Annotated in this window: 13 protein-coding genes; 10 read left to right on the plus strand and 3 right to left on the minus strand. The window is 67.2% G+C overall.

From position 1 onward, the window contains the following. Positions 1 to 108 precede the first annotated feature (108 nt). Positions 109 to 507, minus strand: a complete 399-nt coding sequence (locus WS61_RS19820; RefSeq protein WP_059502623.1) for a winged helix-turn-helix domain-containing protein — start codon at positions 505 to 507, stop codon at positions 109 to 111. A 413-nt stretch (positions 508 to 920) separates the two neighbouring features. Here WS61_RS19820 and WS61_RS19825 point away from each other — a divergent pair, with 413 nt between their 5' ends. After that, positions 921 to 1,106: a hypothetical protein gene (locus WS61_RS19825; protein WP_059502625.1), complete on the plus strand. Its 186-nt coding sequence runs from the start codon at positions 921 to 923 to the stop codon at positions 1,104 to 1,106. A gap of 137 nt (positions 1,107 to 1,243) precedes the next feature. Here WS61_RS19825 and WS61_RS19830 read toward each other — a convergent pair whose 3' ends face one another. After that, a complete protein-coding gene (locus tag WS61_RS19830; RefSeq protein WP_059502627.1) occupies positions 1,244 to 3,454 on the minus strand; it encodes a xanthine dehydrogenase family protein molybdopterin-binding subunit in 2,211 nt (736 codons plus the stop codon). Positions 3,455 to 3,456: 2 nt separating this feature from the next. Next, positions 3,457 to 3,918, minus strand: a complete 462-nt coding sequence (locus WS61_RS19835) for a (2Fe-2S)-binding protein (protein ID WP_006480868.1) — start codon at positions 3,916 to 3,918, stop codon at positions 3,457 to 3,459. Positions 3,919 to 4,098: 180 nt separating this feature from the next. Between WS61_RS19835 and WS61_RS19840 the strand changes: the two genes are divergently transcribed. The 9 genes from WS61_RS19840 (at position 4,099) to WS61_RS19870 (ending at position 12,832) form a co-directional block, all read left to right on the plus strand. Further along, positions 4,099 to 5,022, plus strand: a complete 924-nt coding sequence (locus WS61_RS19840; protein ID WP_059502629.1) for an AraC family transcriptional regulator — start codon at positions 4,099 to 4,101, stop codon at positions 5,020 to 5,022. A 350-nt stretch (positions 5,023 to 5,372) separates the two neighbouring features. Continuing rightward, entirely contained in the window at positions 5,373 to 5,654 is a 282-nt protein-coding gene (locus WS61_RS33845; RefSeq protein WP_157692757.1) for a hypothetical protein, read from the plus strand. A gap of 1,218 nt (positions 5,655 to 6,872) precedes the next feature. Beyond that, positions 6,873 to 7,196, plus strand: coding sequence for a hypothetical protein (locus tag WS61_RS19845; protein ID WP_059502803.1), 324 nt, complete (start codon positions 6,873 to 6,875; stop codon positions 7,194 to 7,196). Between the two features lie 111 nt (positions 7,197 to 7,307). Further along, positions 7,308 to 7,898 carry a hypothetical protein gene (locus WS61_RS19850; RefSeq protein WP_059502631.1) on the plus strand — a complete coding sequence of 197 codons (591 nt, stop codon included), beginning with the start codon at positions 7,308 to 7,310 and terminating at the stop codon, positions 7,896 to 7,898. Between the two features lie 72 nt (positions 7,899 to 7,970). Beyond that, complete coding sequence (locus WS61_RS33855; RefSeq protein WP_060034697.1) at positions 7,971 to 8,252, plus strand: hypothetical protein; 282 nt, start codon at positions 7,971 to 7,973, stop codon at positions 8,250 to 8,252. 44 nt (positions 8,253 to 8,296) lie between these two features. Further along, positions 8,297 to 9,928 (plus strand): hypothetical protein, encoded by a 1,632-nt coding sequence (locus WS61_RS19855; protein WP_059502634.1) that lies wholly within the window; start codon positions 8,297 to 8,299, stop codon positions 9,926 to 9,928. 154 nt (positions 9,929 to 10,082) lie between these two features. Further along, positions 10,083 to 10,667 carry a hypothetical protein gene (locus tag WS61_RS19860; protein WP_059502636.1) on the plus strand — a complete coding sequence of 195 codons (585 nt, stop codon included), beginning with the start codon at positions 10,083 to 10,085 and terminating at the stop codon, positions 10,665 to 10,667. A 130-nt stretch (positions 10,668 to 10,797) separates the two neighbouring features. Then, positions 10,798 to 12,195: a sigma-54 dependent transcriptional regulator gene (locus WS61_RS19865; RefSeq protein WP_059502638.1), complete on the plus strand. Its 1,398-nt coding sequence runs from the start codon at positions 10,798 to 10,800 to the stop codon at positions 12,193 to 12,195. Positions 12,196 to 12,325: 130 nt separating this feature from the next. Continuing rightward, positions 12,326 to 12,832, plus strand: a complete 507-nt coding sequence (locus WS61_RS19870) for a hypothetical protein (RefSeq protein ID WP_059502641.1) — start codon at positions 12,326 to 12,328, stop codon at positions 12,830 to 12,832. Positions 12,833 to 12,838 lie beyond the last annotated feature (6 nt).

Raw genomic sequence — 12,838 nt, forward strand, 5'->3', positions numbered from 1 at the left:
GCGTGCAGGCCGCGTCCGGCCGGCCGGTTGCGAGGTGCTGCGAATCCGCGCAGCGCGGTGGGGAAGCATTGCCGGCGCGCCGCGATCGGGCGGCGCGCGAGTGACGCGTTACGCGTAGTCGGCGGCCATCGACGGTTGCGGCGCCGTGCGCTGCATCGGCGCCGCGTCATGACGCTCGACGTGCGTCATCGCCGCACCGAACAGCACCAGGCGATAGCCGACCGCGTAGATCGGGATGATCCGCAGATTCTTGTCGTGTTCGAGCTGCAGCTTCGAACGGATCCGCGAGATATGGGTGTCGAGCGTGCGCGACGACACGCCGAGCTCGCGGCCCCACACGGCCTCCTGGATTGCCTGCCGCGGCACGATCTTGTTCATGTTGTCGAGCAGGAATTCGACGACGTCGAATTCGCGCGGCGTCACGTCGACGACCTTGTTGTCGATTTCGATCGTGCGGCGCACGAAGTTGATTTTTATATTGTCGATGTACAGGTATTTGCAATCCATGGTGGCCCTCGCATGTCCGTAAAGGAGTGTTTGCGAGCCTTGTGCTGCAACTTCCGGGCCAGGGGTGGATCGTCAGATGGTAATAACGGGCGATCGCGGCGCGGACGGCGCGGCAGCCTTGAATTTACAAGAATTTTTAACGGGAAGCCGCCGGGCGATTGATGAAAGGGTCGGACTGGCGCTGAAGGATTGTTACGTAGCATCGCGTCGCTACGTTACGGGGCGTTACGTCCGACGTAACGTGGGGAGGCGCCGGTAACATGCGCTCGACCGAGGCTGGCGGCGGGCTTCGGAAACCCTACATGGAACCCTACATCGGACCCGACATGTGTCAATGAAAACTCAATATGAATCAGTGACATACGCGATTCAATTGCCGACATCGAACCCTACATGGAACCGTACGAGGAAGCATGACGGCCGTCGCTACCTTCGAACCGTCGTTTCCCGAAGATAGCGTACTCGATCCGCTGCTCGGGCACGCCGCCGAGCGGGTCGATGCTTCGCGGCGGTGGCTTGCCGTCAGCGATACCCCGCTGGCCACCGCGCTCGTGCCGCAATTGCGTGCGATGAATTGTGTTTCCGAGGCTATGGCCTGAAGTCGACCAAGCGTGAGCGACGCCGAGCCGCCCCATGTCATGCGGACTTTGGCCCGGATAAGCGAGGTGTTCTCGCGATGCATTGAAAAACGCCGGCCCCGGGGCATGCGTCGCCCGGCAGCCGGCGTCCCCGCGCATCAGGCCTTCGCGCTATCCGCCGAATCGAACGGCAGCACGTAATGCCGTTTGCCGGTCGCCGCGAAGATCGCGTTCGCCACGGCCGGCCCGACCGGCGCGACGCCCGGCTCGCCGACCCCGGTCGGCGCTTCCGCCGACGGCACGATATGCACTTCGACCTTCGGCATCTCCGCCATCCGCAGCACGTGGTAGCCGTCGAAGTTGCGCTGCTCGACTTGGCCGTCCTTCAGCGTGATCGCGCTGTGCATCGCCGCGCCGAGCCCGAAACCGATGCCGCCCTCCATCTGCGCGGCGACGATGTCGGGATTGATCGCGATCCCGCAGTCGACCGCGCACACCACGCGCTCGACCTTCACCTTGCCGTCCGCGTCGACCGATACCTCGGCCACCTGCGCGACATAGCTCTTGAACGCCTCGGCCACCGCGATCCCGCGCCCGCGCCCCTTGGGCAGCGGCTTGGCCGGATCCCAGCCTGCCTTCTGCGCGGCCAGATCCAGCACCGCACGCATGCGCGGCTCCTTCGCGAGCAGGTCGCGGCGGAACGCATACGGGTCCTTGCCGGCCGCGTGCGCGGCTTCGTCGATGAACGCCTCGACCGCGTAGGCCGTGTGCGAGCTGCCGACCACGCGCCACCACAGCACCGGCAGGCCGACCTGGGTCGTGGTGAGTTCGACCGACACGTTCGGCACCGCGTACGGCAGGTTCGCCGCGCCCTCGACCGACGTCGCGTCGATGCCGTTCTTGACCATGAACGCTTCGAATGGCGTGCCGGCGAGGATCGACTGGCCGACGATCCGGTGGCGCCAGCCCACCAGCCGGCCGTCCGCGGTCAGGCCCGCGTCGAGCTTGTGGAAGTACATCGGCCGGTAGAAGCCGCCCTGGATGTCGTCCTCGCGCGTCCATTGCAGCTTGACGGGCTTGCCGTCCGCGCCGAGCGCCTTCGCGATCGACACGGCCTCGACCACGTAGTCCGACCACGCATTCGCGCGCCGGCCGAAGCTGCCGCCCGCATACAGCGTGTGAATCCGCACCTGTTCGGGTTTCAGCCCGGCCGTCCTGGCCGCGTTGCCCTGGTCGACCGTCTGGAACTGGTCGCCGGCCCAGATCTCGCAGCTGTCCGCCGTCAGCTTGACGACCGCGTCGAGCGGCTCCATCGGCGCATGCGCGAGATACGGGAATTCGTACGTCGCGGCGATCTTGCGCGCCGCGCCGGCGATCGCCGCATCGGCATCGCCGTCCTTGCGCGCCGACGTGCCCGGCTTCTCGGCGAGTTGCCGGTATTCGCGCATGAGCTCGTCCGAGCCGCGCTTTTCCGCCTTCGTTTCGTCCCATTCGACCTTCAGCGCGTCGCGGCCCTGTTTCGCGGCCCAGAAGCCGGTCGCGACGACCGCGACGCCGCCCGGCACCTGCACGACCGACACGACGCCCGGCACGGCCTTCGCGGCCGTCGCGTCGAACGATTTCACCGTCGCGCCGAAGCGCGGCGGCCGCTGCAGCAGCGCGACGCGCATGCCGGGGAACGTCGTGTCGAGCGTGAAATGCGCGGTGCCGTTCGATTTCGACGACGCGTCGACGCGTGGAATCCGGTGCCCGATCAGCTTGAAATCGGCCGGCTGCTTCAGCGTGACCTTGTCGGGCACGGGCAGCTTCGACGCATCGGCGACGAGCGTGCCGTACGCGGCCGTCTTGCCGCTCTTCGCGTGCGTGACGACGCCGTCGGCGGTGGTCAGCTCGGCGGCCGGCACCTTCCAGCGGGCTGCCGCGGCCGACACGAGCATCGCGCGCGCCTTGCCGCCCGCTTCGCGCAGTTGCTGCCACGAGTTCGACATGGCCGAACTGCCGCCCGTGCCCTGCATCGTGCCGAACGCGAGGTTCGCGTAGCGCTTCGCATCGGCCGGCGCGCTTTCGACGCGCACGCTCGACCAGTCGGCGTCGAGCTCCTCGGCGACGATCGTCGCGATGCCCGTATACGCGCCCTGGCCCATTTCGACGTGCTTCGCGATCACCCTGACGGCGCCGTCGGGCGTGATGCGCAGGAATGCGTTCGGCGCGAATTCGCCGGCCGGCGCGGTCGCGGCGAGCGCGCGGCGGCCGAGGCCGGCCCAGTCGAAGCCGATGGTCAGGCTGACGGCGGCGGCTGCCCCCGCGGCCTTCAGGAACGTGCGGCGCGACGGGCGCACCGAATCGGTGTGGTCGAGTTCGATCGTCATGGTCAGGCTCCCAGCGTCGCGGCTGCGTCGTGGATCGCGGCCCGGATGCGGGCGTAGGTCGCACAGCGGCAGAGGTTGCCGTTCATCGCGGCGTCGATGTCCGCGTCGGTCGGCTTCGGATTCTGTTCGAGCAAGGCGGTGGCCGACATGATCTGGCCGGACTGGCAATAGCCGCATTGCGGCACCTGCAGCTTGACCCACGCGGCCTGCACGGCCTGCGCGGGCTTGCTCTGCAGGCCTTCGATCGTCGTCACGTGCTTGCCCGCGATGCCGGCGAGCGGCAGCACGCACGAGCGGACGGCCTGGCCTTCGAGATGCACGGTGCACGCGCCGCACTGCGCCATGCCGCAGCCGAATTTCGTGCCGGTCAGTCCCGCGTGTTCGCGAATCGCCCAGAGGACGGGCATCGACGGATCGGCGTCGAGCGTGACGTTCTTGCCGTTCAGGACAAACGAGGTAGGCATTTTTGATTGTCTCCGTGGGGAAAACCCGGCGTGGGCCGGATTAGCGCGAGTGTGCGCGAGCAGCCGGTTTTTGCGTCTACCCAATCCTGCAAATTTATTGAACAATCCTGCAAATCCCCTGCACGCCGCGAGCCGTTTCGCTATGCTCGCGCGACACGGGAAATCATTCGAGGATGCGTCATGGACATGACCGATATCGTGGCGTCGCGCGAATCCGGGCGGCGCGAGCTGGCGTCGCTGATCGGCCGTTTCGCGCCGGCGGACGGCTCGCACTCGACGGCCGTGCCGGGCCTGATGCTGCATCGGCACACGCGGCCGGTCGATCTCGGCTGCGGCGTGTCGCGCGCCGCGCTGGTGATCGCCGCGCAGGGCGCGAAACGCGTGATCGTGGCCGGCCACGCCTACGAATACGACGCCCACAATTGCCTGATTACGTCGATCGACTTGCCGATCCTCTCGCGCGTGACGCGTGCGTCGGCGGAAGAGCCGTACTTGTGCCTGTCGCTGACGCTCGATCCGCAGCGCATCGTCGAACTGGCGGCCGAGATGCGGCTGCCCGAGCCCGACGCGGGCCCGGAAGGCGAAGGGATCGCGCTCGCGGAGCTGACGCCGCCGCTGCTCGATGCGGCGTTGCGGCTGCTGCGGCTGCTCGATACGCCGGCCGACATCGCGGTCGTCGCGCCGCTGATCGAGAAGGAAGTGCTGTACCGGCTGATGACGAGCGGGCAGGGCACGCGGCTGCGGCACATGGCGATCGCCGGCAGCCAGACGCATCGGATTGCGCGTGCGATCGAATGGATCCGCGATCACTTCGCGGAGCCGATGCGCGTCGAGTCGCTCGCGCAGGCGGTCAACATGAGCGTGTCGTCGCTGCACCATCATTTCAAGCACGTGACGACGCTGAGCCCGCTGCAGTACCAGAAGCAGTTGCGACTGCACGAGGCGCGACGGCTGTTGTTGCGGCAGGGCGGCGACGTCGGGTCGGTGGCGGCCGTCGTCGGCTACGAAAGCGCGTCGCAGTTCAGCCGCGAATACAGCCGGCTGTTCGGCGCGCCGCCGATGCGCGACATCGTGCATCTGCGCAAGAAGGAACTGCTCGGCTGACGGGCGGCCGGCCGGTCATCGATCGGCATGTCGCGATGACGGCGCGTTGCGGTCGAGGATATCGGCGCGACGCGCTGCGGACCGCGCCGCAATGGCCGGACGAGAGAGCGTCGTATGCGACACGGCTCGTGTTCCGCTTTCGCGAGCGTCTTGCACGGATGGCTGCCGATATAGCCCGTTCCCCCTGTCGCGAGCACCTTCATGCGACCGCGCCGGCGATGTCGACGAAGCGCCGCGACAGGCGCTCCGGTTTCGCCGACGACCCCGTTGATGCTTGAACGACGCAAGCATCGATCTATCGGTAGTGGTCTTCATCGCCTTTGTTTCAGTGATGAGAATCCTGCGGATAAATGCTCGAAAACGTTTCTTCAATGAGTCGCTCGCCAATGGCTGGTCGACTGGAAATGAAAAATGATGGCCCGTTTTTATCGGGATCGAGCGTTTACATTTGTTTTAATTATTACGCCCGCAGCGTACCGGATGGCAAAGGTTTTTCACCGCATGATCGTGTGGGTATTTTCACGGATGAATCAAATCCGTTTCGTATTTCGGACGGAACCCGTGTTCCGGCCGTGTCGCCGGCCGCGCGGCGCGGGGCATCGAGCGGCCGGCCCGCCATTCGCCGGGGGTAATGGACGGTTGCCGGCCTGCCGCAACACACGGTTCGTCAGCAGAAACGCGCGAAACGCGGGCCATGCATCGAGAGCGGGCTCTCAAATTTGCAACAACCGTCCGCAGGGACGTCCGGCGAGCCTCGGTGCGCCGGATTCGTCCGTCAAATCAAGGCATTGCGTCGCGGTGTTCAATGATCGCCGCCGCGCGGGTGCCGTTATCGCGATACATTCGTGAAACGAAAAATGCCGTTCCTGGCGAAATGGGCGGGGCTGGCGGCCGCATGCCGCGCGCAATGCGCAGTGGAATATCGCATGGCATGCGGCTTGCGAGATTGGACGCACCGGCGAGCGGTCGACACGATGCAACAATGATGTGGGGGCGGCCAGTTCGTCACGAGCCAGTCGGGGAAGCGGCGATGAACACTATAAGCAGTGGCTTGATCCGCGCGTTTCTCGCGCACCATAGGGGTAGTCGGATCGATGGGGGTAGCGCTTGCGACGCAGTGCCAGCGTCGGTGGTTGCGCCTTGCCGATTTCCCGCCCTCCGCGCGCGTCGCGTGCTGGAGCGGTTCCCGTTTCGCGCGACAACCCGGCGACAGCGATGCTCGACTTCATTCGGTGTTTCCGGATGGGGTGCGCTGTTCGTGCCGGACAGCGTGGCGCCGATTCCTCTTCAACCGTGCAGGAGCCGTTTCGATCGTGCCGGGCCAGTGCCGGCGTGGGCCGGACTAGATCGAATGCGCGTCGGCCGGGTTATCCGGAAGGCCTTTCTCCGTCAGCTCAGGGAGCGGACATGCCGTCTGGTTGCAATGCAGGCCCGTCGTCGCCTGGCTGAAGGGCGCGTGCCGAGCGGGCGCTGCAATTTTCGGTAGTCGATACGTTCGCTAATTTTCAATTCCGGAAATGGGTGCCGGTGCCGGTATCTGTTTTACACAAGGTATTGAAAATCGCAATCCGGAAAGATGTGCGCGTCATTTAGGTAAATTTAATCAATGGTGTTTTGAGTTAATCTCAATGTTAATAAGAATAATTGAAAACACCTACTCGTAAATTTTGGACAACTTAAAAATATAAAACTAGACTTCGGCTGGCCAAAAATAAAAAGTAAATTTTACGAGCCTGAAATAATTTATCTATTCGATAGCAATCCTTATTTTTAAGGGTTGCTCGAGGCGGGAAGGTCGATGGCGTGCGATCTTCCATGCTCATTCTCTCCACGCCGTTATGGAGTCGACCATGAAGAAGCTTCTGATTGCAGCAGCAGTTCTGGCGGTTTCGAGTGCAGCGTTTGCAGCGAGCGGCACGATCTCGAGCAGCAACTCGTCGAGCGGTGGCCAGACGATGGCCGGGGTCGCCGGGTTCGGCCACTTCACCGCAACCGATTCCGGCTCGGCACTCGGCGCAGCCGGCGCAATGGCCGGTGGCGGCAGCAGCGGTTCGGTCTCGTACACGAACCACACGCAAACGTCGACGGTCGGCGGCTTCGGCTTCGGCGGCGCACAAGCAGGCGGCAGCAGCGGCGCGAACGCGGGCTCGACCGGCTGGACGTATCACCACTAAGCCGCGACGCGTAGCGTTCGTCATTGGCTGGCGGCACGGATGCCGGGTTTCGTCCCGCAAGGGCAGGCCCGGCTCCGCCACCGTCGAACTTCCTCACAGCAAGGAATTGCTATGAAAGCCAAAGTCATGTTAGCGACAGCGCTCACCGTCATTTCGTCCGCTGCGTTGGCGGCCGGATCGTCCACGACCAACCAGACGCAGTCCGTTGCGGCGGGTGTTTCCGGTTCGGTGCTGGTCGGCTCCGGCAGCTATACCAGCAATTCGACCTCGACGGCCGGCGCGAATGCAGGCAGCACCGTGACACCCGCCGGCTCCGCCGGCACGGCGTCCGCTTTTCACAACTCGACTTCGACGGCCAGCGGTTCGGGCACGAACGGAGGCGCGTTCGCGGCAGGCGGCGGTATCGGCGCCGCGGGCTCGTTCGCCGGAAACGGCAGCACGAACGAGAACGCGAATGCGCTGTCGGGAGGGGTGACCGCCACGATCGTACTCGGTGCGAACCACTACACGGCCACGGGCGCGAACGACCACGGCATTGCCAACGCGGGTGCCGCGGGGTGGACGGGCGGTGGCGGGTCGGGCGCCATCGCGGGCTCGAATCACTACAACTCGTCGAGCGTGTGGAGTACCGGGCCGGCCGGTTCGCCGTCCGCGTCGGGCGGAAGCCAGGGCGACTCGAGCGCGACCGGGAGCAGTCATTAGTCAGGTGTGGGGGGACCAGTTTCCCAGCGACGCTGGTCTCTTTTCCGCATCGTTGTCACGTAAGGAGTTGGCATGAAGCAGAACCTGATTGCCGCCGCTCTGATGCTCGCGTCTCTGACGGCGTATGGCGCTGACCGTGCTGCCGATGGTGGGCAATCGAATATGCAGACGTCAAACAACCCTTCTCAGACAACCAAACCGTCAGAACAACAAACGCTTTCGTCGGGCAGTGCCATCGGCGGACCGGACACCCGGCAATGGCAGGGCATGTCGGCCGGCTCGTGGTCCCAGTTGGGCAGCGGCTGGAAGCAGTTCGGGGAAGCAGCGAAAACTGAAGGCATTCAGGGGAATTAGTACGGTTGCCTGGGTGGGAGGTCAAACCTCGTCCGGAGAGTGAAATGAACAGCAACAGGATCAAGGTGGCATGTGCGGCGATGTTCGCGATGACCACGATCGGCGCCCACGCGCAAACCGCCGATTCGACGTCGAGCGCGCAATCGTCGACCTCGTCGACGGCGATCAGCCAGGGCGGCGGCTCGAGCATGAACACGAATACGACGAGTTCGCGCGGGGGGAATGCCACCAGCTCCAGCGGGGTGCGCGGCAGCGGCAATTCGAGCGTGAACGTCAACGTGACGCTGCCGTCCGGCACGGCCGGCGGCAACGTCACGCCGCAGAGCGTGAACTCGCTGCAGTCGTCCGGCGCGCCCGGCACCAACCCGTACAACACCCAGATCTCGGAAAACGTCAATTACTCGGGCACGCAGACGATCAAGACGAATCCGTCGATCCAGGCGCCCGGCCTCACGACCACGCTGTCCGATACCTGCATGGGCTCGGTGAGCGTCGGCGTGTCGTTTCCGGGGTTCGGCGCGACGGGCGGCACGACGCTGGTCGACCAGGCCTGCGTGCGGCGTCTCGATGCGCGCGAATTCCGTGCGATGGGTCTGACCGACGTGGCGCTCGCGCTGCTGTGCCAGAGCGATGCGAACCGGCGCGCGGTGGAGGCGACCGGGCATCTGTGCCCGGGCACGACCGCGCCGCTCGCGCGTTCGAACGTGGCGCCCAGCGTCGAAGCGACCGTCGCGGACGACATCAAGTATCGCGATCCGATCGTGCGCGACCGGATGGGCCTGCCGCCGCTCGGCTCGGCCGCGCCAGTGGCCGCGCCGACGCGCCCGATCGAGACGACGTCGATGCGCGCCGCGCCGGTTTCGGTGCCGGTCCCGGTGCCGGCGATGGCGCCTGTCGCCGCCGCTCCGGCAGTTGCGACGCCGGCCGTTGCCGCCGCAGTCCCGGCGCCCGCGGCGGCTGCCGCGCCTGCCGTCGCCGCCACCGCGCCCGCAGCGTCGGTCGTACCGGGTGCCGTCATGGCCACCGTGCCGGCAGCGGCCGTCATCGCCGCACCGGTCGCGGCGGACAAGGCATCGCCAGCGCCTGCCGCGCCGGTCGCCGAGACGAAGGCGCCGGAGCCCGCGCGGCCGGTCGCCGACAAAGCGTCCGAGCCTGCCACGGCAGTTGTCGACAAGGTGTCCGCACCCGCCCCGGCAGTTGCCGACAAGGCGTCCGAGCCAGTGCCGGCCGTCGCGGACAAGACGCCCGAGCCTGCACAGCCCATCGCCGCCAACGCACCGGAGCCGATTCCGGCCGCGACCGAACCGGTGCAGGCCGCAGGCGAGCCGGTTGCCGAACCGATGCCGGCGGCAACCGTCGCCGTGGCGCCGGCCGCCGATGCGAAGGCCGTCGATGCGAAGGCCGCCGAGCCGGCGCCGCAGGCAGCCGCCGAAGCGCCGACCCCGGAGGCCACGCCGCCTGCCGTCGCGGCGGCGCCCGCCGACATGCGGGCAGCCGACGCGAAAGTGCCGGACGCGGTCGAATCCGCAGCCGCAGTGGCTGCGCCGCCGGCCGACGTGCCGGCGCTGACCGATCCCGCGCAAGCGTTGTCGCCGGCCACGGTCGATCGGCAGGCCGCACCGGCTGCACCGATCGCGCCGGCGCCGACCGTCATCTCGACGAGTACCTCGTCGTAGGCACGCGGGCCGGTTTGCCGTGCGACCGGAGCACGTGTCGCACGGCATGCGTTCGCCCCAATGCCGACGGTCTTTTCCGGTTTGACGGGTGTTGTTCCCCTCCCCGAGGTCAACACCTCTTTTTGCGTGACGACGATGCGAGGAGGCCTCGATCATGAGGATCTTTTTGGTCGCTTTGCTGCTGGCCAGCGTACAAGCCGCTGCACAGTCGCTTTTCCAGAATCCCGCGGTCTTCGTCATCCTGAACGAGCAGACCCTCGCGAACGCCGCGAGCGTCCAGCAGGCGCTGTCGACGCTCGGCCGTCCCGACAACACCGCATGCGCGCCGATGGTGATGATCGGCGACCCGCAGATGGTCTACATGATGCCGGAGGCGGGCCATGCGCTGTCGTGGCAAGCGCCGGTATACGGCCGCGGTGCGCCGTTCGACGCGCACGACGAGCCGAAGTCGGCCGGCAAGACGGTCGGCGCGACGCAGCACACCGAGGCGATGCAGACGCAACCGTGGGGCGACGGCAGCGCGATCACGCAGAAGATCGCGGGCGAGTCGAGCGTCGCGGCCGCGGACCGGGTGAACGAATGGCGGTACACCGGGCTCGACAGGATCGAGACGGCCCGCGCGTCGGACGTGACGGTGAACGGCAAGACCTACCGCGCCTATCGCGACGATCTCAACGGCGCGGCGAAGCCTGTCGTCGAGCCGCAGATCTACACGCAGCGCGTCGTGTTCTGCCGATAGCGCGGCGTAGTTCGAGGACGGAGCGGCGCCGCGCCGCGGGACCACGGGCCCGCCACGCGATCGGCAACGGCCGCTTCGATATACAACCTTATGCGGCGAGGCAATCGTGAACCATTGCTGTCAGCTCGGCATGCCGGGCCCGCACGATGTCGAACGGCAGGCGAGCACGCTGCCGTTCGTCGCGGTCCGGCGCAGTCCCGTCGCGCCGTCGCGGCCGCTCGTCTACCTGTCGCGGCAACACGATGCCGCGCTCGTCGATTCGCTCGCGTCGCGCGGCTGGGAGGTGTGGTGCGCCAAAACCGTGGCAGAAGCGCAGAATCTCGCCAAGGCGAACCGTCCGCATGCGGGCATCGTCGATTTCGGCAGCTTCGCGTCGCCGGACGTCGCGTCGTTCGAGGCGCTGCTGCGTGACCCGCGCGTCGGCTGGGTCGCGCTCGCCGACGGCGAGCGGCTGCGCAACATCACGATCGCGCGCCTGATCCGCCGCTGCTGCTTCGACTACGTGCGCCATGCGACGGCCTACACGACGATCGGCTATCTCGTCGGCCATGCATACGGGATGCTGGAGCTCGCGGACGGCGACCCGGCCGCGGAAGCGCCGCCGCCGGGCGGCGCGATGATCGGCGCGTGCGACGCGATGCGCCGGCTGTTCGCGACGATCCGCAAGGTCGCGAACACCGAGGCGACCGTGTTCATCGCCGGCGAGTCCGGCACCGGCAAGGAGCTGACGGCGGCGGCGATCCACCGGCAGTCGTCGCGTGCCGATGCACCGTTCGTTGCCGTGAACTGCGCGGCCATCCCGACGATGCTGGTGCAGGCCGAACTGTTCGGGCACGAGCGCGGCGCATTCACCGGCGCGCACCAGCGCAAGATCGGCCGCATCGAGGCTGCGCACGGCGGCACGCTGTTTCTCGACGAAATCGGCGACATGCCGTTCGAGAGCCAGGCGAGCCTGCTGCGGTTCCTGCAGGAGGGCAGGATCGAGCGGCTCGGCGGGCATGCGTCGATTCCGGTCGACGTGCGGATCGTGTCGGCCACCCACGTCGATCTCGAAGCCGCGATGCAGGCCGGGCGATTCCGCGCCGACCTCTACTACCGCCTGTGCGTGCTGCGTATCGACGAGCCGCCGCTGCGCATGCGCGGCCGCGACATCATGCTGCTCGCCGATGACGTGCTGCGGCGCTATCGCGGCGACGGCGCGTACCGGATTCGCGGCTTCACGCCGTGCGCGATCGAGGCGATCCACAACTATTCGTGGCCCGGCAACGTGCGCGAGCTGATCAACCGGATCCGCTTCGCGGTCGTGATGACGAACGGCCCGCTGATCTCGGCCGCCGATCTCGAGCTGCGTCCGTACACGTCGCTGCGGCCGCCGACGCTCGCGCAGGCGCGCCGGCAGGCCGAGCGGCACGCGATCGAGGCAACGCTGCTGCGTCACCGCCACCAGCATGCGGACGTCGCGGCGGAGCTGGGCATCTCGCGTGCGACGCTGTACCGCCTGATGACCGCGCACGGGCTGCATGGCTGACGCGCCGCTGCGCGCGTGCGCTCAAGACCTCGCGGCGGCGGCCGTTAAAACATGAAACGGCCGGGCCGGAACGCGTGCATCGACGTGCGCGCAACCGGCACGCGGCGCATCACGCTTATCCGAGGTCATCGTGGCAGAGTGCAGTCAGTGCGGCAGGACGTTCCTGGTCGGCGGGCGGTCGATCGACGGCCGCCGCTATTGCGGCCCGGTGTGCGCACAGGCGCATCCGGTCGTCGTCGAGGCCGAACGGGTGCCCGACGCGAAGGTCCGGCAGTACGTCGACGACTGGCGCTACGGGCCATGTCCGATCTGCCTGCGCGAAGGGCAACCGATCGACGTCCACGCGTCGCATCGCGTCGTGTCGCTCGTATTCGTCACGCGCTGGGCCACGCGGCGCCACGTGTGCTGCCGCCGCTGCGGCCGCCGGAAGCAGGCGATCGCGCTGCTCGCGTCGGCCGCGCTCGGCTGGTGGGGGCTGCCGTGGGGCATCGTGCTGACGCCGATCCAGCTCGCGCGCAATTTGCTGGGCCTGGCCGCGCGCGATCCCGAGGCCGCGACGCCGCAGTTCGAGGCGCTCGTGCGGCGCAAGCTGGCCGCCCGCCGGCTCGCGCGCGCGGAGCGGGGCGCCGGCGCCTGATCGCGC

Origin of the sequence: Burkholderia sp. ABCPW 11, assembly GCF_001523445.1 — a bacterium.
Lineage (GTDB): Bacteria > Pseudomonadota > Gammaproteobacteria > Burkholderiales > Burkholderiaceae > Burkholderia.

Coding starts and splice junctions, on each gene's coding strand:
- WS61_RS19820 (WP_059502623.1), bottom strand. CDS start 507: ATGGATTGCAAATACCTGTACATCGACAATATAAAAATCAACTTCGTG.
- WS61_RS19825 (WP_059502625.1), top strand. CDS start 921: ATGACGGCCGTCGCTACCTTCGAACCGTCGTTTCCCGAAGATAGCGTA.
- WS61_RS19830 (WP_059502627.1), bottom strand. CDS start 3,454: ATGACGATCGAACTCGACCACACCGATTCGGTGCGCCCGTCGCGCCGC.
- WS61_RS19835 (WP_006480868.1), bottom strand. CDS start 3,918: ATGCCTACCTCGTTTGTCCTGAACGGCAAGAACGTCACGCTCGACGCC.
- WS61_RS19840 (WP_059502629.1), top strand. CDS start 4,099: ATGGACATGACCGATATCGTGGCGTCGCGCGAATCCGGGCGGCGCGAG.
- WS61_RS33845 (WP_157692757.1), top strand. CDS start 5,373: ATGCTCGAAAACGTTTCTTCAATGAGTCGCTCGCCAATGGCTGGTCGA.
- WS61_RS19845 (WP_059502803.1), top strand. CDS start 6,873: ATGAAGAAGCTTCTGATTGCAGCAGCAGTTCTGGCGGTTTCGAGTGCA.
- WS61_RS19850 (WP_059502631.1), top strand. CDS start 7,308: ATGAAAGCCAAAGTCATGTTAGCGACAGCGCTCACCGTCATTTCGTCC.
- WS61_RS33855 (WP_060034697.1), top strand. CDS start 7,971: ATGAAGCAGAACCTGATTGCCGCCGCTCTGATGCTCGCGTCTCTGACG.
- WS61_RS19855 (WP_059502634.1), top strand. CDS start 8,297: ATGAACAGCAACAGGATCAAGGTGGCATGTGCGGCGATGTTCGCGATG.
- WS61_RS19860 (WP_059502636.1), top strand. CDS start 10,083: ATGAGGATCTTTTTGGTCGCTTTGCTGCTGGCCAGCGTACAAGCCGCT.
- WS61_RS19865 (WP_059502638.1), top strand. CDS start 10,798: ATGCCGGGCCCGCACGATGTCGAACGGCAGGCGAGCACGCTGCCGTTC.